We start from the raw sequence: 19,290 nt of genomic DNA on the forward strand, positions 1-19,290 counted from the left end.
GTCAGCCACCGCCCGTGACGGCCGGCCTGGGGGTGGAGCGAGGGCCCGTGCGCAGGATGCCGACCACTCCGAGCGTGGTGACGTCAGTCGCGGGACGGACTGAGGCTGTGGGGGTGAGGTCGCCGGGGGCGTCGTCGACGCGCTCCACCGTTCCCACCCTCAGTCCCGGGGGAAAGGGCGATTCCCCCACGCTGCCCAGGGTGGTCACCACGTCGCCTGTCCGCACCACGCCGCGCTCGACGACGGTGAGGTTGAGCTCCCCGGCCGCGCGACGGTGCACGCCTTGGGCCCCACTGCCCACCGCACCCAGCGTGCCGGGGGAACCGACCCGGACGCCCACGACCAGGTCCGCACTGCCGACGAGCAGCACGTCGCAGGTCCAGGGAGAGACCGCCACGACCCGTCCGACCAGACCGTCGACGCCGACAACGGACAGGTCGGTGCGCACACCGTCGCGCGACCCGGCGTCGAGCGTCACCCGCTCGGGTCCCGCTGCCCCCTCGCGGCCGATGGCGACGACCCGCGCGGGGACGAACTCGCGCCCGGACAGGTCGGGTGAGGCAATGAGCTGCTGTAGTTGTTGCCCTGCAACGGATTGCTGCGATGCCTGGTTGCGCAGGACCTCGTCTCGCGCGCCCTGGGCATCGGCGATGTCGAGGGGGTCGTTGGGCGACAGGAGGCGTTCGAGAGGTCCGAGCACGGCTCCACCCGCCGACCGCAGCGACCCCACACCCGGACCGCCGGACACGTCGACGGCGAGGGCGACGACGGTCAGGACCAGCAGCACCACGAGGAGCCGACGTCTGGAGGTGGCACGCATCGGTCAGAAGCGCCTGTCAAAAACGGCGGGTGTCGATGAGGACCCGCTCGAGGGTGGAGAACTCCTCGATGCATCTCCCCGAGCCGCGAACCACGGCCCGCAACGGGTCGTCGGCCACGCGCACCGGGACGCCGAGCTCGTGCCGGAGCCGCTCGTCGAGGCCGCGGAGCAGCGCTCCCCCACCGGTCAGCGTGATCCCGTTGTCGAGGATGTCGCCGGCCAGCTCCGGCGGGCAGACGTCGAGCGTTGCGCGCACCAGCTCGACGATCTGCAGCACCGGCCCCTCGATCGCCCGGCGCACCTCCTGGCTGGAGATGGTGACGGTCTTGGGCAGGCCGCTCACCAGGTCGCGGCCTCGGACGCGGGTGCTCGTCTCCTCGCTCAGGGGGAAAGCCGATCCGGCAGCCACCTTGATGTCCTCGGCACTGCGCTCGCCCAGCAGCAAGGAGTACTCGCTCTTGACGTGGGCGATCACCGCCTCGTCGATCTCGTCGCCACCGACCCTGACGGAGCGGGCGGTCACGATGCCGCCGAGGCTGATCACGGCGACGTCGGTCGTGCCGCCACCGATGTCGACCACCATGGACGCCGACGTCTCGTTCACCGGCAGGTCGGCGCCGATGGCCGCAGCCATGGGTTCCTCGATGACGTAGACCCGACGCGCGCCCGAGCGCACGGCGGCGTCCTCGAGGGCACGTCGCTCGACTCCGGTGACCTCGCTCGGGACGCAGACGATCATCCGCGGACGGACCAGGCGCGAGGGACGCACCTGGTCGACGAAGTAGCGCAGCATCTGTTCGGCCACGTCGGCGTCGGAGATGACCCCGTCGGCCAGCGGCCGTACGGCCCGGACGTGGCCCGGCGTGCGACCGAGCATCTCCTTGGCCCTCGTGCCGGCGGCGATGAGCCGGCCCGTGGCGGCCTCGACCGCCACGACGGACGGTTCGTCGAGGACCACGCCGCGACCCCGCTCGTAGACCAGGGTGTTGGCGGTGCCGAGGTCGATCGCCAGGTCTCGACCCAGCGTCATCCAGCCGCCCGCACCGCCTCTCACGCCCGCGATGCTAGGTCGGCTCGCCACCGCGATCCGGGAGCCGCGCCCGAGCCGTCCCGATACTGGGGCCCGTGTGACAGATGTGACGACTCCTCCCGCCCGATCGATGTAAACCCGCCGGGGATCACCGGCGGGTTTACATCGAACGGCCAGGGGGCTCGGGTATGCCGCATGGTCAGGCGGCGAGCGCTGCCTCCCGGACCGGCCTGGCCACCTCGCGAGGCCGTCGCATCGCGGCGCGCAGCCGCCACGCACCGAAGACTGCCAGCAGGCTGATCGCGATGTGCAGCCCGATGAACAGGCCGCCGAAACCCGCCCCGAGCACCACCCCTGCCACCAGCGGACCGGCGGCCGAGAAGCCGGTCTGCAGGGCGGTGAACAACCCGAGCGTGGTGCCGACCAGCCCGGACGGAGCCAGGCTCGCGGTCAACGGGTTGAGCACCGGGGCATACATCGTCTCGCCGACCGCGAAGATCCCGAACGTCGTGACGAACAGGGCCGCCGACAGCTCTGGGGCGAGCGAGGCAACGGAGAGCACGAGCCAGGACAGCGTCCAGATGGCGCCGACGCCCATCAGCAGGGTCGCGCCGCTGCGCTGGGCCGTCAGCCGGACGACCAGCATCTGCAGCGCGATGATGACGACGCAGTTGACGGCGGCAGCGAGGCCGATGGTGGTCTCGTGCACGTGCAGGACCGTGAGCGCATAGGCAGGCAGCCCCGACTCGAACTGGGCGTAGAAGCCCAGCGCCAGGGTGACCGTGACGAGCGCCGTCCAGCGCAGGGCCGGGATGGCCCAGATGGCGCGCAGCGCCTCGCGAGGGCTGGCGGCCCCGATGCCCTGGGAGGTGAGGGACTCGTCCTGCGCCGAGGCGACCGGCATACCCCATCGCCGGGCACCTGCGGCGAGCAGGAGCAGAGCCGAGACGAGGAAGCCGGCAGCGGCTGCGGCGAAGGCCGGCCACATGCCGGAGGCGCGGTCGAGGTCGACGACGTAGCCGGCGCCGAACGCCCCGACGGCCATGCCGAGGGCCTGGCCGGTGAACTGCCACGCGAACACCCGGCGCCGGTCGGAGCCGCCGACCCAGCGCAGCACGAGGACGGACTGGGCCGGACCTGCGGCCGTGATCCCGAGGCCGAAGACGAACATGCCGACGAGGAACGACACCGGCCCGTTCGCCCAGATGAGGGACGCAGCACCAGCGGCGGCCACGACCTTGGCGCCCACCGCGACCATGACGGGCGACATGCGGTCGGCGAGGCGGCCACCCACGGGAGCGGCCAGGAGCGCACCGACCGAGAACAGGCTGGATGCCGCCGCCGCAACGAGCGAGCCCCAGCCGCGCGTCGACGCGGCGTAGGCGTACTGGTAGGGCAGGACGGTGCCCCAGCCGAGCATGGCAACGGCGGAGGCGAGGATCAACAGACGGGCGCGCATGGTCACTTCAACAGTTCTTCGAGTTCGAATATTTCGATATCGAAATCTTAGCATGTGAAGATTTAGCATGCGAAGATGACGGCATGCCCCCGAGGTCGAAGAGCGCCGAGCGCGCCCAGAGCGCCCAAGAGCAGTACCGGGAAGCCGTCGCGACCTACGTCGCGGCGGGCGGCGACGAGTCCGTGCAGCGCGTCATCACCGCCGTGAACTCCCTGAGCCGCAAGCTCGAGCAGTGGTACACGCGCCAGCTCGTGGACCTCGACCTCTCCCACGGCGAGTGGTCGGTGGTGGCCCAGCTCGCCACCGCGGACGGCAAGCCGCTGACGCCGAGCCGGCTGGCCGACGCGACGAACGTGGCCGCGTCCTCGATGACGCACCGGCTGGACCGGATGACCGAGCGCGGCGTGGTGCGGCGCTCCCCCGATCCGGAGAACCGCACCCGCGTCCTCGTCGAGCTCACCGACCAGGGCTGGGAGCTGTTCGAGGCGGCGGTGCGCGAGGCCAACGTCGTCGAGTCCGACACCCTCGCCGGCCTGACACGCGAGGAGCGCGACCAGCTGGCCGCGCTCCTCGAAGTGGTGATCAGCGGTCTCGACGACCTCGAGACGTCCTAGTGGTCACAGTTTCCAGCGACTGGAACTAGAGGTTCGGGAACCAGATCGCGATCTCGCGGGCGGCCGACTCCGGGGAGTCCGAGCCGTGCACGATGTTCTCCTGCACCTTCTTGCCCCAGTCACGGCCGAGGTCACCCCGGATGGTGCCGGGCAGTGCGGCCGTCGGGTCGGTGGCACCGGCGAGCGCGCGAAAACCCTCGATGCAGCGGTTGCCCTCGATGACGACCGCCGTCACCTGGCCGCTGGACATGAACTCGACCAGCGGCTCGTAGAACGGCTTGCCCTCGTGCTCGGCGTAGTGCTCGGCCAGCTGCTCGCGGGTCGGGGTGGTCACCGCGAGCGCGGCGAGGGTGTAGCCCTTCGCCTCGATCCGGCGAAGGACCTCACCGCTGAGGCCACGGGCGAACCCGTCGGGCTTGACCAGGACAAGGGAGCGTTCGGTCTGCGTCGTCACGCGCGCCAGCCTACCGACCAACCCCAGGCACTAGCGTCGCGGTGTGCGACAGGTGGCGGGGACGAGCAGCGGCCCGAGGAGCGGCCTCACGTATGCCGCGTGGCTGGTCCAGCCTGCCTACCTCGCCGCCGAGGTCGCACTGGCCCTCCTCGCGGGCGTGCACTACTCGCTGGCCGACGACACGATCAGCGCCCTCGGGACCGTCTGCACCTACCCGGCGAGCGACGGACGGGGAGGAGGCTGCTCATCCGCCCCAGTGGTCATGAACATCGCGTTCATCGCCTTCGGCCTCCTCCAGGCGCTGGGGGCAGTACCGCTGCTGAGCGTGCGTGGACGGACCGCTCTGGTCGGCTGGCTGTGGGTCGTGGCCGGGTTGGGTTCGGTCGGCGTCGGCCTGCTGCCCGTCGACTCCCACCCGCTCGCGCACTCCCTCGTCGCGCTCCCGGTCTTCGTGGCCCAGCCGCTCGCCCTCCTGCTGCACGCCAGGCTGCTCGCCCCCGGCCGGCTCCGGCACGTCGGTCTGGCCCTGGCCGCCGTGGCCATCGGCGGCGTAGTCGTGTTCGCGGTACGGCTCGGTGCCGAGCACTGGTCAGGACTCGCCGAGCGCGCGGCCATCTGGCCGGCCAAGCTGTGGCTCCCCCTGGCCCTCCTGACGGCTGCTGCTCCTACTGCTGCTGGGCGACGTCGGTCTGCTGACGCGCCGCCACCTGGTCCTCCACCCGGCGGCACAGGACCAGCGAGCCCACCCACAGCGCCAGGAAGATGAACCCGACGCCGAGCATCGCGGGCACCACCACCGCGCTGGCGAAGGTCAGCACCTGGATGACCCACCCCAGTGTCACGCCCCAGGGCCGACGCATCATCCCGGCGGCGAGCCAGCACAGCACGGCGAGACCGACACCGGTCCACAACCAGGCATGGCTGCGGTCGTCACCCTCGGCGCTCGCCAGGCCACGGGCCACCAGCGCACCGAGGAACACCACGACCCCCTGGCTGCCGAGGACGGTCGCGAGCATCCGCCAGGTAAACTTGCCGAGCGCGCCGTAGAAGACGATGCCCTTCATCGACCGCCCCGGTTGGAGTCGCGGAACTTCGTGAGCAGCCAGAAGGCCACGGCGACCACGATGACGAGGACGATCAGCTTCCCGAACATGCTCCGAGGGTATGCCGTGTGCCTGGCTTCCAGCCGGACCGGTCCCACAGGGCGCGGATCTCGGGCGTTCCCGTCGGCCGAGGAGGCGTAGTGTCGAGGTACGGAGTCATTCAGGCTTCCTAGCGCTGGGAGCACAGCCATGGCCGACAAGTCACCTCGACAACACCTGGCCAAGAAGGCGGGCAAGTCCATCAAGGAGAAGCGCGCCGAGAAGCACGCCAAGGCCGAAACCAAGGGCCACCTCGACGTGGGAAACCTCGGCAAGAAGTAGCCGCAGCCACACGCTGTCGGCGCGACCGGGTCAGACGTCGGTCGCGCCGAGCAGCATGCGCACCTCGGCGGCGGTGGTGACCGAGCCCGTCGCCAGCACCCCGCCCCCGACTCCGCCCTCGTCGGCAAGCCCAGCCGCGACGTCCAGGGCGTCAGGCAGGTCCTGGACCACCGTGACCCTGTCCTCGCCGAAGATGTCGATGGCCAGCTCACCCAGGTCGTCAGGCCGCATGGCGCGCGGCGAGGTCGTGCGCGAGACCACCACGTGGTCGAGCACGGGCTCGAGGATCTCGAGCATCTCGGTGGCGTCCTTGTCCTTGAGGATCGCGATGACCCCGACGATCTTCGCGAAGTTGAACGAGTCCTCCATGGCGTCGCGCAGGGCCATCGCGCCCGCGGGGTTGTGCGCTGCGTCCACGATGACGGTCGGGGATCGCCGCACGATCTCCAGGCGACCCGGCGAGGCGACCCGGGCCAGGCCGGCCCGGACGATGTCAGGGTCCAGCCGCTGCTCTCCCCCACCGAAGAACGCCTCCACCGCGACCAGTGCCTGCGCGGCGTTGTGGGCCTGGTGCGCCCCGTGCAGGGGCAGGAACAGGTCCTCGTAGTCGCCACCCAGGCCGCGGATGGCGATCTGCTGTCCGCCGACCCCCACGTCCCGCGTCAGCAAGCCGAAGTCGTTGCCCTCGAACGCGATCCGGGCGCCGACCTCGGCTGCACGGTCGGCGAGGATCTGTGCGACGTCCGTCTCCTGGACCCCGATCACCGCGACGGAGTCGGCCTTGATGATGCCGGACTTCTCGGTGGCGATGTCGACCACGTCGTTGCCGAGGAAGTGCTGGTGGTCCAGCGCGATGGGCGTGACGACGGCGACCGAACCGTCAGCCACGTTGGTGGCGTCCCAGCTGCCGCCGAGCCCCACCTCGACGATGGCGACGTCGACGGGGGCATCGGCGAACGCGGCGTACGCCACGGCCACGAGGACCTCGAAGTAGGTCATCCGCGGACCACCGTCGGCGACCGAGCGGGCATCGACGATCTCGATGACGGGCAGCACGTCGTGGTAGGCCTCGAGGAACTTCTCGGCACTGATCGGCTCGCCGGAGAAGGCGATCCGCTCGCGCACGCTGTGCAGGTGCGGCGAGGTGAACCGGCCCGTCTTCAGGCCCATCTCGCGCAGCAGTGAGTCGATGATGCGGGTCGTGGACGTCTTGCCGTTGGTCCCCGTGAGGTGGATGACCGGGTAGGTGCGCTGGGGGTCGCCGAGGAGCTCCATGACCGCGGCGATCCGGTCCAGGCTCGGTTGCAGGTCGTGCTCGGGGGCGCGGGCGAGGATCGCCTCCTCGGCCTCCCTCATCGCCTTGATGAGCGCGAGGTTGTGGGCGGCTTCGCGCTGGGCGGCATCGGGAGCAGGCATTGTTTCGTCTTCCATTCCGTCAGAGCTTCATGACCTTGATGCGCACCGGCTCACCGTCGCCGACCGTGGCTTCTGCCACGTCATCACGCTGGGGCAGCGCGTCGAGCTGGGGGGCGCTGCCGAACTGGGTGGCCAGGGTCTCCTCGACGATGAGCGCCTGGTGGGCCACGGTCGCCTCCCAGACGGCCGGGGACCCGGTGACGGTCAGCGAGATCCGGTCCGACACGTCGAGTCCGGCATCGCGGCGGGCCTGCTGGACGGCCCGAACGACGTCGCGCGCGAGGCCTTCCTGCGCCAGCTCGGCCGTGACCTCGGTGTCGAGCACCACGAAGCCGCCACCGGGCAGCATCGCCGTGGCCTTGGCCGCGCCCTGCTGCTCCGAGTCGACGACCATCTCGAGGGTGTACTCCCCCTCGACGAGGTCCAGGCCACCCGCGGTCACCGTGCCGTCGGCCGCCACGGACCAGTCGCCGGACTTGCTGCCCTTGATGGCCTGCTGGACGTCGCGCCCGAGCCGCGGACCGGCTGCCCGGGCATTGACGGTGAGCCGCTGCGTGATGCCGAAGTCGGCCTCGCTGGCGTCGCCGAGGTCGCGGAGGGTGACCGTGCGCACGTTGACCTCGTCGGCGATGATCCCGCCGAAGTCCTTGAGCGACAACGCATCTGACGTCACGACCGTGAGGTCCTGGAGGGGCAGTCGCACGCGCAGTCCTCCGGCCTTGCGCAGAGAAGACGCCACGGAGCAGACCTCGCGAGCGCGGTCCATGGCCGAGACCAGGTCGTGGTCGGCCGGCAGGTCGGTGTGGTCCGGCCAGTCGGTGAGGTGCACCGAACGACCGCCTGTGAGTCCCCGCCAGATCTCCTCGGTGGTGAGGGGAAGCAGGGGCGCAGCGACGCGGCACACCACCTCGAGGGCGGTGTAGAGCGTGTCGAACGCCTGCTCGGCGCCGCCCCGCCCGGATCCCGCAATGGTGCCCGCGCCGGTGTCCCAGAACCGCTCCCGCGAGCGGCGGACGTACCAGTTGGTCACCACGTCGAGGAAGCCACGGGTCGTCTCGCAGGCGTTGGCCACCTCGTAGCCGTCCAGCTGCTCCTGCATGGTGCGGACGTACTCACCCAGCTTGGCCAGCAGGTAGCGGTCGAGGGGGTCCGTGGAGGCCGTCGACCACTTCGCCTCGTAGCCCTGTCCGCCACCAGCAGCGTTGGCGTACAGCGAGAAGAAGTACCAGGTGTTCCACAGCGGGATGAGCACCTGGCGCACGCCGTCGCGGATGCCTTGCTCGGTGACGACGAGGTTGCCGCCCCGCAGGATCGGGCTGGACATGAGGAACCAGCGCATCGCGTCGGCGCCGTCGCGGTCGAACACCTCACGCACGTCGGGGTAGTTGCGCAGCGACTTCGACATCTTCTGGCCGTCCGAGCCGAGCACGATCCCGTGGCTCACGCAGGAGGAGAAGGCAGGTCGGTCGAACAACGCCGTCGCCAGGACGTGCAGGGTGTAGAACCAGCCCCGCGTCTGGCCGATGTACTCGACGATGAAGTCGCCCGGGAAGTGGTGCTCGAACCACTCGGCGTTCTCGAACGGGTAGTGCACCTGCGCGAAGGACATCGAGCCGGAGTCGAACCAGACGTCGAGGACGTCCTCGACCCGGCGCATCGTGGACTGCCCCGTCGGGTCGTCGGGGTTGGGTCGGGTGAGGTTGTCGATGAACGGCCGGTGCAGGTCGGTGACCTCGATCCCGAAGTCCGCCTCCAGCTCGGCGAACGAGCCGTAGACATCGAGGCGCGGGTACTCCGGGTTGTCCGACTTCCACACCGGGATCGGGCTGCCCCAGAAGCGATTCCGGGAGATCGACCAGTCGCGGGCGTTCTCGAGCCACTTGCCGAACTGGCCGTGCTTGACGTGCTCGGGCACCCACGTGATCTGCTCGTTGAGCTCGAGCATCCGGTCCTTGAACTTGGTGACCTCGACGAACCAGCTCGAGACGGCCATGTAGATCAGCGGCTGACGGCAGCGCCAGCAGTGCGGGTAGGAGTGGTCGTAGGTCTCCCGGCGCAGCAGCACGGTGCCCTCGGTGACCGAACCGGTCTCGCCCTCGCCGCGCGTCCGGGCCTTCAGGTGGTCGATGATCATCGCGTTGGCGTCGAAGACCTGGACACCCTCGTAGTCGGTGACGGGGTAGGTGAAGCAGCCGTCGGGACCGACGGGGATGACCGGCTCGATGCCTGCGGCATCGGTGACGATCTTGTCCTCCTCACCGAAGGCGCCCGCGGTGTGGACCAGCCCGGTGCCGTCCTCGGTGGTGACGAACTCCGCCGGGAACACCCGGTGCGCCCGCTCGTGGCCGAGGTAGTAGGAGAAGGGCGGGGTGAAGGACCTGCCCACGAGGTCGCTGCCCTTGAGCCGCTCCACGATCCGCGACTGCGGGTCGACGGGGTCGACGCCGTCGGAGGTGTCGGCGCCGAACAGGTCCTTGGCGTAGGCCGCGAGGCGCGCCTCGCCGATGAGGTAGCGCTCGGTGGTGCCAGTGACGTCGGACTCGACGACGACGTAGTCGATGTCGGGGCCGACCATGATGCCGAGGTTCGCCGGAAGCGTCCACGGAGTCGTCGTCCAGACGAGGGCGAGCTCACCCGTCTCCAGGCGCAGGCCCACGGTGACGGCCGGGTCCTGGCGGTTCTGGTAGACGTCGTCGTCCATGCGCAGCTCGTGGTTGGACAGCGGCGTCTGGTCGTTCCAGCAGTAGGGCAGCACGCGGAAGCCCTCGTAGACGTACCCCTTGTCGTACAACGCCTTGAAGGCCCAGATGACCGACTCCATGTAGTCGGGGTTGAGGGTCTTGTAGTCGTTGTCGAAGTCCACCCAGCGCGCCTGGCGGGTGACGTAGTCGCGCCACTCCCCCGTGTACTTCAGCACCGACTCGCGGCACTTGGCGTTGAACTTCTCCAGCCCCAGCTCGAGGATCTCGTCCTTGGTCTTGATCCCGAGCTGGCTCATCGCCTCGAGCTCGGCGGGCAGCCCGTGGGTGTCCCAGCCGAACCGGCGCTCGACCCTGCGTCCGCGCATCGTCTGGTAGCGCGGGATGAGGTCCTTGACGTAGCCGGTCAGCAGGTGGCCGTAGTGCGGCAGCCCGTTGGCGAACGGCGGCCCGTCGTAGAAGACGAACTCGTTGTCGCCGTTCGTGCCGGCCGACCGGTTCTCCACCGACGCGACGAAGGTGCCGTCCTCGTCCCAGTACCTGAGGATCCGCTCCTCGATCTCGGGGAAGCGGGGGGACGCGGGCACGCCGGAGGCAGCGCCTTGCACGTCGCCCTGGACGTCGCTCGGAACGGTGTCGCTGGAGACCTTCGGATAGGTCATGGTGTCGGCGGTCCTCACATCACTCGTGTTCTCACACGAGGACGACGTCGCCGGGATTCCCGACGGCACCGCGGTACCACCTCGCTTGCCGCACCCGCGCGCCCGAAGGGGCCCACGGCATACAGCCGCTCTTGCTCAAGGTTGTGACGGACCCACCCGTCCGGTTCTAGTGGGACACCGCCCCACGCGTATGCCGTGTGGTGCCGTGACCGTTCTTCCGGAGGCTCCCCGGTGATGGCCGGTTCACTGCCTGTGCACCCGAGTCTAGCGGGCCGTGACGAAGGGCACGTGCGCGCCGCCGGAGAGGGCGGCCGTGCGGTGTAGTCTGAGCCACGTTGCCCCAGGGCAACACCACGACGCGACACCCAGGGGAAGCCGGTCCAACTCCGGCGCTGACCCGCAACCGTAGGCCGCACTGAACCGCGGCGAGCCGGAACACCTGGATCGCGAAGCGGCTCCATTTCCGTCGAGGTACGCGGGGCGGAGCCCGGACACCAGGTCCGAGGCCGCCCCCCGATGTCGCTGTTGCGACGCCGGGGGTCTTTCACGTTCTGGTGCCGGTGCACCCGTCGCGACACCGTTCGCATTGAAGAGGCACCATGCACCGCACCCTCCGCAGCGCCCGCCCGGCCGCTGCCCTCGCCCTGACCCTGGGGGTCGCCCTGGTCCTGCCCGGCGCGGCGTTCGCCGGCACGACCGAGCCCACCCCCGTCACCACGAGCACGACGAGCACCGGGACCACGAGCACCGGCACCGGCACCGCCACGACCGACCCCAGCGGCTCGGCGACGTCGGCCACCATCACGACCCCGCCCCCTGGCGACACCTCGACGACCACGCCCGCCCCGGGCACGGGGACCACCGACCCGACGACCACCTCGTCGACGCCCGCGACGATCCCCTCCACGACCGGGACCGCCCCGAAGGCGAAGCTCACGGACCCGCTCAAGCGGCTTGCGTTCGGCGCCGAGTCCACCCTGCGCGCTGCGGCCGTGCTGCCGGGTGACTCCTCGGACCAGGCCGCCTATGCCGCCGGATTCATCGTGCGCACCCTCGCGACGCGCGGCGACCACTACAACTACCCGGCCTCGACCTTCTTCGACGGCGGCAACACGATCGATGCGATCCTCGGCCTTGACGGCGCCGGGGTCGGCCTCGACCAGGCCGACGCGTCCACCGACTACCTCGCGGCCCACGTCGACGACTACGTGGGCTACCCGGATCCCGCCGGCTCACCCACCGCCGAGACCTACGCCGGACCGTTGGGCAAGCTCGTCATCGGCGTGGTCGCGCAGGGCGGCGATCCCACCGACTTCGGTGGCCAGGACCTCATTGCCCGCCTCCAGGGCCTGATGACGGCCGACGGCCGGTTCTCCGACAAGTCGAACTACGGCGATCCGAGCAACCCGACCGGCGACTACTCGAACACCATCGGCCAGGCACTGGACGTCATCGCCATCGGCCGCGCCACGACCTCGGTGCCGCAGGTGGCCGGCGACTACCTGCTCGACCAGCAGTGCACCGACGGCGGGTTCCGGGGCAACCTCGACGTGGCCGGCGCCGCGTGCACGAGCGACGCCGATGCCACCGCCTTCGCTGCGCAGGCAGTCATCGGTCTGCTGGGCGAGGGCGACCCGGCGGCCGTCGACGCGCTGGAGTGGCTCAAGTCCCACCAGGCCGCGAACGGCGGCTTCCTCAACCAGGACGGCCAGTACAACGCCAACACCGCCGGTGTCGCAGCCCAGGCCTTCGCGGCTGGTCGGTACACGACCGAGCTGGCCCGGGCCCAGGGCTTCCTCGCCAGCCTGCAGTTCGACTGCACCTTCGCCACCGCGCTTCGTGGTGGCATAGCGTTCACCGCGGCGGACTACGCGACGCTGCAGGCAACGCCCGGCAACACGGCGGCGCTCGACCGAGCGCTGCGCGCGACCCCTCAGGCCACCCTCGGGTTGGCTGGCGGCTCCCTGCTCACGGTCACTGCCGAGGGCGCTGCGGCCACCGCGCCGACCCTCAGCTGTCCCAGCACCCCGTCGACCACCACCACGACCACCAGGCCCGCGGCTTCGACGACGACCGCGGCAGCACCCGTCCCGGCCGACCTCGGCGACCCTGGCTCGGCCACCCCGGGCAACCTGGCCTTCACCGGCGCCGACGTGGCCGCGGCGACCCTCCTCGGGGCGCTGCTGCTGCTCGCAGGGGTCGGCGCCATCGTGCTGGCGCGGCGCAAGGGCGTGCACGCCTGATGCGGCTGCTCACGCGCCTCGTCGCCGTCGCCGGACTCGTCGTCGCCGGCGGCCTCGCCCTCCCGGGTGGGGCCGCCCAGGCGGCGGCCTGCTCGGGCACGTCCGGGGTCACGGTCGTCATCGACTACGGCTCCAGCTCCAGCACCCTCTGTGCGGCCGACGCCACGGAGGCGGGGGCTGTCTTGGACTCCGTTGCCGAGGTGGCCTGGGTCCCGATGTATGGGGAGGGCAAGGTGGTCTGCAAGATCAATAACGTCCCCTCCTCCCAGACGTGCCAACGGATGCCTCCCGGGAGCGCCTACTGGGCGTTCTTCCATGCCTCGCGCGGCGGGTCGTGGATCTACAGCAGCACGGGGGTGGCCGACTACAACCCCGCCCCGGGCACCGTCATCGGGTTCGCGTTCGGGTCCGGCGGCGCTCCCAGCAGCCCACCTCCAGCCCCGAGCTCCAGCACGCCGAAGCCGTCGCCGAAGCCGAGCCCGTCGTCCAGCTCGTCGAGCAGGCCACCGGCGCCGACGCCCAAACCGGCAGGCACCACCCCGGCCCGGCCCAGCAGCTCCGGCACCTCCGGGTCGACCCCGGCACCCGGCTCCGGCGCAAGCACCCGGCCGGGCTCACCGGGCAGCGCGACTCCCGGCGCCAAGCCGTCGACCACCACGGCGCCCGGCACCACCACCTCGACGACATCGCCGGGCACCACCTCGGGCTCCACGGGGCGCGGTGAGTCGGACAGCGCTGCGTCGGCCACCCCCGACTCTGGTTCGCCCCTGACCCTGATAGCAGGCCTCGGCCTGGTGGGGCTGGTCGGCGCCGGCGCGGCATACCTCGCGGTGCGTCGCCGAGCGAGCACCTAGCCGCCCGTGCGCGCAGCAGGCACACCCCTGTCCCGTCACCTGCACCCTGTCGCCTGGTGGGTGTGGGCGATCGGGCTGGCGGTGGCCTGCTCGCGCACGAGCAACCCGCTCCTGCTCCTGCTGGCCGTGAGCGTCGCCAGCCTGGTCGTCGCGGCCAGACGCGGCAGCTCGCCGTGGTCGCGGGCGTTTCGGCTCTACCTCGTGCTCGGCGCGTTCATCATCGTGCTGCGGGTCGTGTTGCACGTCCTCGTGGGCTTCAAGTTCGGCACCATCCGGCTCTACTCGCTCCCCAGCGTCGAGCTGCCCGGCATCACCCTGCTCGGCCCGCTCTACCTCGAAGGGGTCCTCGCCGCCGCCGCCGAGGGATTGCGGCTCGCGAGCCTGATCGCCTGCATCGGCGCTGCCAACGCCCTGGCCAACCCCAAGAGGCTGCTCCGCGCGCTCCCGAGCGCCCTGCACGAGATCGGCACCGCCGTCGTCATCTCGGTGACCGTGGCGCCGCAGCTGGCCGACAGCGTCCAGCGGGTGCGTCGCGCGAGGGTGCTGCGCGGCGAGGGTGGTGGCGGGATCAGGTCGGTCGGCCGGGTCGCCCTGCCCGTGCTGCAGGACACCCTCGACCGGTCCTTGTCCCTCGCCTCGGCGATGGACTCGCGCGGCTATGGCCGACGCACCGAGCAGTCGTCCACCACCCGCCGCCTCACCGGAACGCTGACCCTGACCGGTCTGCTGGGTGCCGGCATCGGCATGTACGGGTTGCTCGACGGCACCGCACCGGCCCTCATCGGGATGCCGATGCTCGTCCTGGGGCTGGTCCTGTCCGCCATCGGCCTGCGCGTGGGGGGGCGAAGCGTGCAGCGCAGCGTCTACCGGCCCGACCCGTGGGCGCTCCCGGAGTGGCTCGTCGCCGGGGCCGGCGTGGCGGCCGCTGCGCTCATGGTGGTCCAGGCGGGTCGGGCGCCCGACGCCCTCGTCCTGCCGATCCAGCCGTTGGCGGCGCCGGCGCTGCCTCTGCTCGCCGTGCTCGGGATCCTCCTGGCCGCGCTGCCGGCGTTCGTCGCTCCCACCCCTCCGGTCGCCCGAAGAAGCGGTGCACGATGAACACCAGCCTGACCCCACCGGTCGTCTTCGACGCCGTGACCATCCGGTATGCCGACAGCCCCCGCCCCGCCCTGCGCGAGGCGTCGTTCGTGCTCGAGGAGGGGGAGCTCGTCGTCGTCACCGGGCGGACAGGCTCGGGCAAGACCACCTTGCTGGGCGCCGTCAGCGGCACCGTCCCGCACTTCACCGGCGGCCACCTGTCGGGCCGGGCCACCGTCTGCGGCCTGGACACCAGGACCCACCGGCCCCGTGACCTCGCGGGCGTCGTGGGAGTCGTGAGACAGGACCCGCTGGCCGGCTTCGTGACCGACACGGTCGAGGAGGAGCTGGCCTACACGCTCGAGCAGCTGGCCCTCGATCCCCCCGCCATGCGACGCCGCGTCGAGGAGGTGCTCGACCTGCTCGGGATCGCGGACCTGCGCGATGCCCCGCTGCGCGACCTGTCCGGTGGCCAGCAGCAACGCGTCGCCATCGGCTCGGTCCTCACCGCGAGCCCACGGTTGCTGGTGCTGGACGAACCGACCTCGGCGCTCGACCCCACGGGTGCCGAGGAGGTCCTCGCGACGCTGTCAAGGCTGGTGCACGACCTCGGCCTCACGGTGCTGCTGTCCGAACACCGGCTCGAACGCATCGTCGGCACGGCGGACCGCGTCATCCTGGTGGCGGACGACGGCACGGTCAGCGACGGCCTCCCCCGGGACGTCATGGCCACCGCGCCGCTCGCCCCACCCGTCGTCCACCTCGGCCGCTGGGCCGGCTGGCAGCCGCTGCCGCTGACCGTCCGCGACGCGCGGCGAGCAGCCTCCGCACTGCGACGAGACCTGGCCCTCGACGGCGGCACTGCCCCCGACGGCCCCCACACCGGCCCGGCCACCGCCCCAGACCCCGACCCCGCACCTCCACTCGACCGGGTTGCAGCAGTGGGCCTGGACGTCACCCACGGGGCCGTGGCCGCCGTGCGCTCGGTCGACCTGTCGCTGCACGACGGTGAGGTCGCGGTCCTGATGGGTCGCAACGGCTCCGGCAAGTCGTCGCTCCTGTGGGCCCTGCACGGCACGGGCAGCCGCAGCTCCGGCGAGGTCACCGTCCTGACCACGACCGGTGGTCGGGTCGACCCGGCCACCGAGCCCCCCAGGGTCCGGCGCAGCCACATCGGGCTCGTGCCGCAGAGCGCGCCCGACCTGCTCTACCTCGACTCGGTGCGGGCGGAGTGCCGTCAGGCCGACCACGAGGCCGGAGCCGAGCCGGGCACGACGCGCGGCACCCTCGACCGGCTCGCACCCGGCATACCCGACGACCACCATCCCCGCGACCTGTCCGAGGGGCAGCAGCTCGCCCTCGTCCTCGCCATCCAGCTCGCCGCCGCACCGGGGGCGCTGCTGCTCGACGAGCCCACACGCGGTCTGGACTACCCGGCCAAGGCGGTCCTCGGGAGGCTGCTGCGCGAGCTCGCGGCAAGCGGCCGGGCTCTCGCGGTGGCCACCCACGACGTGGAGTTCGCCGCGACAGTGGCCGACCGGGTGGTCGTCCTGTCGGAGGGGCGGATCGTCGCGGACGGCCCGGCGGCGGACATCCTCTGCGACTCCCCCGCGTTCGCGCCGCAGGTCGCCAAGGTCCTCGCGCCAGCGCGGCTGCTCCGGCTCGACCAGGTGCAGGCCGCCGTCGCGGCGACGACGGGAGGGGTGCGCTGATGGCCTCGCCGATCAGGGTGATCGCGCTGCGTCCCCGCTCCACCGCGGCGCTCGTCCTCGTGTCGCTGGCGGGACTGCTCGCCTTCGGGTGGCCGCTGTTCGCCACCGCCGACTCGCGCCTCGGCCACAGCGCCGACGCGCCGCTCCTCTTCGCCCTGCTCCTCCCACTGCTGATGGCGGTGGTGCTGTTCGAGATCAGCGAGGGCGGACTCGACGTCAAGGCCGTGGCGATGCTCGGCGTCCTGTCGGCCGTGGGTGCCGCGCTGCGCCCGCTCGGCGCCGGTACGGCCGGCCTGGAGACGGTCTTCTTCCTGCTCGTCCTCGGCGGCCGGGTCTTCGGTCCCGGCTTCGGGTTCGTTCTGGGGTCGACCACGTTGTTCGCGTCGGCGCTGATCACCGGTGGTGTCGGGCCGTGGCTGCCCTACCAGATGCTGGGAGCCGCCTGGGTCGGCCTGGGCGCAGGCCTGCTTCCCCGCGTACCGGCGCGCTGGGAGCTGCTCCTGCTGGCCGCCTACGGCGCCGTGTCCGGACTGCTCTACGGCGTGGCCCTCAACTTCTCGTTCTGGCCGTTCGCCAGCGGACTCGCCAGCGACCTGTCGTTCGTCGCGGGTGCCGCGCCCTGGGAGAACCTGCGCCGGTTCGGGGTCTTCTCGCTGGCCACCTCGCTCTGGTGGGACCTCGGGCGCGCCCTGACCAACGTCGTCCTCATCGCGGTCACCGGCCGGGCGGTCCTCGGGACCCTGCGCCGCGCCTCACGGCGAGCCGCCTTCGACGCGGAGGTGGCCTTCGTGGACGAGCACGGCGACGCGGAAGTGGGCGTCGACGAGGAGCCGGCCCCGCGGCATACGCTGCAGGGATGAGCACGGACACCTCGCTGCCCGTCCGCACGGTCACCGACCCCGACGTCAAGGCCACGTATGCCGTGGACGAGTCGGTGGGTGCCACGGCGCCCGACCACTTCGAGGTGGTGCGGGCCCGGGACCTCGAGGACGTCGTCGAGGTGATGCGCTGGGCCCACGAGACGCGCACGCCGGTCGTGCCGCAGGGTGCCCGCAGCAGCCTCACGGGCGGCTCGGTGGCGATCGAGGGCGGCGTGGTCCTCAACACCGAGGGGCTCGACTCGATCAGCACCATCGACCCGCTCGAGGGCCTGGCGGTGCTCGGTCCCGGGGTCATCACCAAGGACCTCAAGGACGCCGCCGCGGCGCAGGGCCTGTTCTACCCACCGGATCCGGCGAGCTCGGCGTTCTGCACCATCGGCGGCAACGTCGCGACCAACGCGGGTGGCCTGTGCTGCGTGAAGTACGGCGTCACGGCCGACTACGTGCGCGCCCTGCAGGTGGTGCTTCCCGGGGGCGAGGTCATCCGAACCGGCCACCGCACCGCCAAGGGCGTGGCCGGGCTCGACCTCACCGGGCTGTTCGTCGGGTCCGAGGGCACCCTCGGCGTCGTCACCGAGGTGACGACCCGGCTCGTGCCGGCGCCTGACCCCGCGCTCACGGTGCTCGCGACGTTCGACTCGCTCGACGCGGCGGGACGCGCCATCGTGGCCCTGCGCCTCGAACGTCACGTGCCCTCGCTCGTCGAGCTGCTCGACCGGGCGGCGGTCGCGGCCGTGCAGTCGCTGGCCGACTACGGCTTCCCCCAGGACTGCGAGGCCGTCCTGCTCGTCCAGTCCGACCGCCCCGACCACACCACCGAGGACGTGCAGCGGTATGCCGCGCTGCTCACCGACGCGGGGGCCGTGGACGTCGCCGTCGCCGACGACCCCGTGGAGGCCGACCTGCTGCTCGCGGGGCGCCGGGCGCTCAGCCCGGCCCTGGAGGCCAAGGGCGCGCGCTACCTCGAGGACGTCTGCGTGCCGGTCGGACGGCTCACCGACCTCATCCGGACCGGGCAGGCGATCGCCGCCCAGCACGGGCTGGAGATCGTGATGGCCGGCCATGCAGGCGACGGGAACCTGCACCCCAGCATCTTCTTCGACCCCGCCGATCCCACCAGTCGCGAGCGCGCGCACCAGGCGTTCACCCAGATCATCACCGCCGCCTTGCAGATGGGCGGCACCATCACGGGAGAGCACGGAGTCGGCACGCTGAAGGCGCCCTGGCTGGCGCAGGAGCTCGGGGAGCGCGAGCTGGAGCGCCAGCGCGCGGTCAAGGCCCTCTTCGACCCGCGCGGGATCCTCAACCCCGGCCGGGTCTACTGGTCCTGACCCGTCTCCCCACTGACCACGGGACGACTGGTAGAAACAGGGACATGAGCCACCTCGAACTCGGCCGCAGTGAGTCCTGGTTGACCCGCGAGGAACTCGATGCGGCGCGGGAGCGGCTGCCGATCCTCTATGTCGACGCCGTCCCCGTGCGCGTCGACGAGCGGGGCGCGCTCAGCGCGGTCGGACTGCTGCTGCGTGCCTCAGACGGAGCGATCAACCGCGAGCTCGTCTCGGGCCGCGTGCTGTACCACGAGCGCGTGCGCGACGCCCTGATCCGGCACATCGAGAAGGACCTCGGGCCGATGGCGCTGCCGCAGGTCCCGGCCAGCCCGCAGCCGTTCACGGTCGCCGAGTACTTCCCCACGCCCGGCGTCACCCCGTTCCACGACCCGAGGCAGCACGCGGTGTCCCTCGCGTTCGTCGTCCCGGTGGCGGGCGACTGCCAGCCGCAGCAGGACGCGCTCGACCTGGCCTGGCTCACTCCCGAGGAGGCCGTCGCCCCGTCCCTGCTCGAGGAGATGGACGGCGGCCACGGGGCGCTGCTGCGTCAGGCCCTGGCCCACCTGGGACACGCCGTCTGACGCGAGGCGATCTCGGGCACGCCGTCTGACCCG

17 protein-coding genes and 1 riboswitch are annotated in these 19,290 nt (G+C 71.5%); of the genes, 10 read left to right on the forward strand and 7 right to left on the reverse strand.

The window, feature by feature from the left end:
- Nucleotide 1: 1 nt before the first annotated feature.
- From mreC to AC1DVZ_RS03185, 3 genes are all read right to left on the reverse strand, one after another.
- Nucleotides 2–820 carry a rod shape-determining protein MreC gene (mreC, locus tag AC1DVZ_RS03175; protein WP_477616736.1) on the reverse strand — a complete coding sequence of 273 codons (819 nt, stop codon included), beginning with the start codon at nucleotides 818–820 and terminating at the stop codon, nucleotides 2–4.
- 16 nt (nucleotides 821–836) lie between these two features.
- The gene (gene mreB / locus AC1DVZ_RS03180) at nucleotides 837–1,850 is read right to left on the reverse strand and encodes a rod shape-determining protein MreB (RefSeq protein ID WP_477616796.1); all 1,014 of its coding nucleotides are present in this window, start codon (nucleotides 1,848–1,850) and stop codon (nucleotides 837–839) included.
- A 199-nt stretch (nucleotides 1,851–2,049) separates the two neighbouring features.
- Nucleotides 2,050–3,309: an MFS transporter gene (locus AC1DVZ_RS03185; RefSeq protein ID WP_477616737.1), complete on the reverse strand. Its 1,260-nt coding sequence runs from the start codon at nucleotides 3,307–3,309 to the stop codon at nucleotides 2,050–2,052.
- Between the two features lie 83 nt (nucleotides 3,310–3,392).
- Here AC1DVZ_RS03185 and AC1DVZ_RS03190 point away from each other — a divergent pair, with 83 nt between their 5' ends.
- On the forward strand, nucleotides 3,393–3,923 hold the full coding sequence (locus AC1DVZ_RS03190) for a MarR family winged helix-turn-helix transcriptional regulator (RefSeq protein WP_477616738.1): 531 nt from the start codon (nucleotides 3,393–3,395) through the stop codon (nucleotides 3,921–3,923).
- A gap of 25 nt (nucleotides 3,924–3,948) precedes the next feature.
- Here AC1DVZ_RS03190 and ndk read toward each other — a convergent pair whose 3' ends face one another.
- Nucleotides 3,949–4,377: a nucleoside-diphosphate kinase gene (ndk, locus tag AC1DVZ_RS03195; RefSeq protein ID WP_477595100.1), complete on the reverse strand. Its 429-nt coding sequence runs from the start codon at nucleotides 4,375–4,377 to the stop codon at nucleotides 3,949–3,951.
- A 43-nt stretch (nucleotides 4,378–4,420) separates the two neighbouring features.
- Between ndk and AC1DVZ_RS03200 the strand changes: the two genes are divergently transcribed.
- Entirely contained in the window at nucleotides 4,421–5,143 is a 723-nt protein-coding gene (locus AC1DVZ_RS03200) for a DUF998 domain-containing protein (protein ID WP_477616739.1), read from the forward strand.
- Here the strand turns inward: AC1DVZ_RS03200 and AC1DVZ_RS03205 are convergent.
- The gene (locus AC1DVZ_RS03205) at nucleotides 5,043–5,441 is read right to left on the reverse strand and encodes a DUF4233 domain-containing protein (RefSeq protein WP_477616740.1); all 399 of its coding nucleotides are present in this window, start codon (nucleotides 5,439–5,441) and stop codon (nucleotides 5,043–5,045) included. The two genes, AC1DVZ_RS03200 and AC1DVZ_RS03205, sit on opposite strands and share 101 nt — an antisense overlap.
- Before the next feature lie 228 nt (nucleotides 5,442–5,669).
- Between AC1DVZ_RS03205 and AC1DVZ_RS03210 the strand changes: the two genes are divergently transcribed.
- The gene (locus AC1DVZ_RS03210) at nucleotides 5,670–5,801 is read left to right on the forward strand and encodes a hypothetical protein (protein WP_477616741.1); all 132 of its coding nucleotides are present in this window, start codon (nucleotides 5,670–5,672) and stop codon (nucleotides 5,799–5,801) included.
- Between the two features lie 30 nt (nucleotides 5,802–5,831).
- Here the strand turns inward: AC1DVZ_RS03210 and AC1DVZ_RS03215 are convergent, their stop codons facing one another.
- The gene (locus tag AC1DVZ_RS03215) at nucleotides 5,832–7,217 is read right to left on the reverse strand and encodes a bifunctional folylpolyglutamate synthase/dihydrofolate synthase (protein ID WP_477616742.1); all 1,386 of its coding nucleotides are present in this window, start codon (nucleotides 7,215–7,217) and stop codon (nucleotides 5,832–5,834) included.
- Between the two features lie 19 nt (nucleotides 7,218–7,236).
- The gene (gene ileS / locus AC1DVZ_RS03220) at nucleotides 7,237–10,578 is read right to left on the reverse strand and encodes an isoleucine--tRNA ligase (RefSeq protein WP_477616743.1); all 3,342 of its coding nucleotides are present in this window, start codon (nucleotides 10,576–10,578) and stop codon (nucleotides 7,237–7,239) included.
- Between the two features lie 369 nt (nucleotides 10,579–10,947).
- Nucleotides 10,948–11,074, forward strand: a riboswitch (cobalamin riboswitch).
- Between the two features lie 103 nt (nucleotides 11,075–11,177).
- On the opposite strand from ileS, the gene AC1DVZ_RS03225 reads away from it, so the two are divergent.
- From AC1DVZ_RS03225 to AC1DVZ_RS03255, 7 genes are read left to right on the forward strand one after another with little or no spacing between them, the layout of a single operon-like run.
- Entirely contained in the window at nucleotides 11,178–12,821 is a 1,644-nt protein-coding gene (locus tag AC1DVZ_RS03225; RefSeq protein ID WP_477616744.1) for a prenyltransferase/squalene oxidase repeat-containing protein, read from the forward strand.
- Entirely contained in the window at nucleotides 12,821–13,675 is an 855-nt protein-coding gene (locus AC1DVZ_RS03230; protein ID WP_477616745.1) for a hypothetical protein, read from the forward strand. The genes AC1DVZ_RS03225 and AC1DVZ_RS03230 overlap by 1 nt, the downstream gene beginning before the upstream one ends.
- Before the next feature lie 6 nt (nucleotides 13,676–13,681).
- Nucleotides 13,682–14,773 (forward strand): energy-coupling factor transporter transmembrane component T, encoded by a 1,092-nt coding sequence (locus tag AC1DVZ_RS03235; protein WP_477616746.1) that lies wholly within the window; start codon nucleotides 13,682–13,684, stop codon nucleotides 14,771–14,773.
- Entirely contained in the window at nucleotides 14,770–16,464 is a 1,695-nt protein-coding gene (locus tag AC1DVZ_RS03240) for an ABC transporter ATP-binding protein (protein ID WP_477616747.1), read from the forward strand. Before AC1DVZ_RS03235 ends, AC1DVZ_RS03240 begins: the two co-directional genes overlap by 4 nt.
- Entirely contained in the window at nucleotides 16,464–17,324 is an 861-nt protein-coding gene (locus AC1DVZ_RS03245) for an ECF transporter S component (RefSeq protein ID WP_477616748.1), read from the forward strand. The genes AC1DVZ_RS03240 and AC1DVZ_RS03245 overlap by 1 nt, the downstream gene beginning before the upstream one ends.
- Nucleotides 17,321–18,676, forward strand: coding sequence for an FAD-binding oxidoreductase (locus tag AC1DVZ_RS03250; RefSeq protein WP_477616749.1), 1,356 nt, complete (start codon nucleotides 17,321–17,323; stop codon nucleotides 18,674–18,676). The genes AC1DVZ_RS03245 and AC1DVZ_RS03250 overlap by 4 nt, the downstream gene beginning before the upstream one ends.
- Nucleotides 18,677–18,720: 44 nt before the next feature.
- Nucleotides 18,721–19,257 (forward strand): NUDIX hydrolase family protein, encoded by a 537-nt coding sequence (locus tag AC1DVZ_RS03255; protein ID WP_477616750.1) that lies wholly within the window; start codon nucleotides 18,721–18,723, stop codon nucleotides 19,255–19,257.
- The last annotated feature ends 33 nt before the right edge of the window (nucleotides 19,258–19,290 follow it).

It is taken from the genome of Pedococcus sp. P2_E5, from assembly GCF_056403895.1.

Coding starts and splice junctions, on each gene's coding strand:
- mreB (WP_477616796.1), bottom strand. CDS start 1,850: ATGACGCTGGGTCGAGACCTGGCGATCGACCTCGGCACCGCCAACACC.
- AC1DVZ_RS03190 (WP_477616738.1), top strand. CDS start 3,393: ATGCCCCCGAGGTCGAAGAGCGCCGAGCGCGCCCAGAGCGCCCAAGAG.
- AC1DVZ_RS03215 (WP_477616742.1), bottom strand. CDS start 7,217: ATGCCTGCTCCCGATGCCGCCCAGCGCGAAGCCGCCCACAACCTCGCG.
- AC1DVZ_RS03210 (WP_477616741.1), top strand. CDS start 5,670: ATGGCCGACAAGTCACCTCGACAACACCTGGCCAAGAAGGCGGGCAAG.
- AC1DVZ_RS03205 (WP_477616740.1), bottom strand. CDS start 5,441: ATGAAGGGCATCGTCTTCTACGGCGCGCTCGGCAAGTTTACCTGGCGG.
- AC1DVZ_RS03240 (WP_477616747.1), top strand. CDS start 14,770: ATGAACACCAGCCTGACCCCACCGGTCGTCTTCGACGCCGTGACCATC.
- mreC (WP_477616736.1), bottom strand. CDS start 820: ATGCGTGCCACCTCCAGACGTCGGCTCCTCGTGGTGCTGCTGGTCCTG.
- AC1DVZ_RS03185 (WP_477616737.1), bottom strand. CDS start 3,309: ATGCGCGCCCGTCTGTTGATCCTCGCCTCCGCCGTTGCCATGCTCGGC.
- AC1DVZ_RS03225 (WP_477616744.1), top strand. CDS start 11,178: ATGCACCGCACCCTCCGCAGCGCCCGCCCGGCCGCTGCCCTCGCCCTG.
- ileS (WP_477616743.1), bottom strand. CDS start 10,578: ATGACCTATCCGAAGGTCTCCAGCGACACCGTTCCGAGCGACGTCCAG.
- AC1DVZ_RS03255 (WP_477616750.1), top strand. CDS start 18,721: ATGAGCCACCTCGAACTCGGCCGCAGTGAGTCCTGGTTGACCCGCGAG.
- AC1DVZ_RS03250 (WP_477616749.1), top strand. CDS start 17,321: ATGAGCACGGACACCTCGCTGCCCGTCCGCACGGTCACCGACCCCGAC.
- AC1DVZ_RS03245 (WP_477616748.1), top strand. CDS start 16,464: ATGGCCTCGCCGATCAGGGTGATCGCGCTGCGTCCCCGCTCCACCGCG.
- AC1DVZ_RS03230 (WP_477616745.1), top strand. CDS start 12,821: ATGCGGCTGCTCACGCGCCTCGTCGCCGTCGCCGGACTCGTCGTCGCC.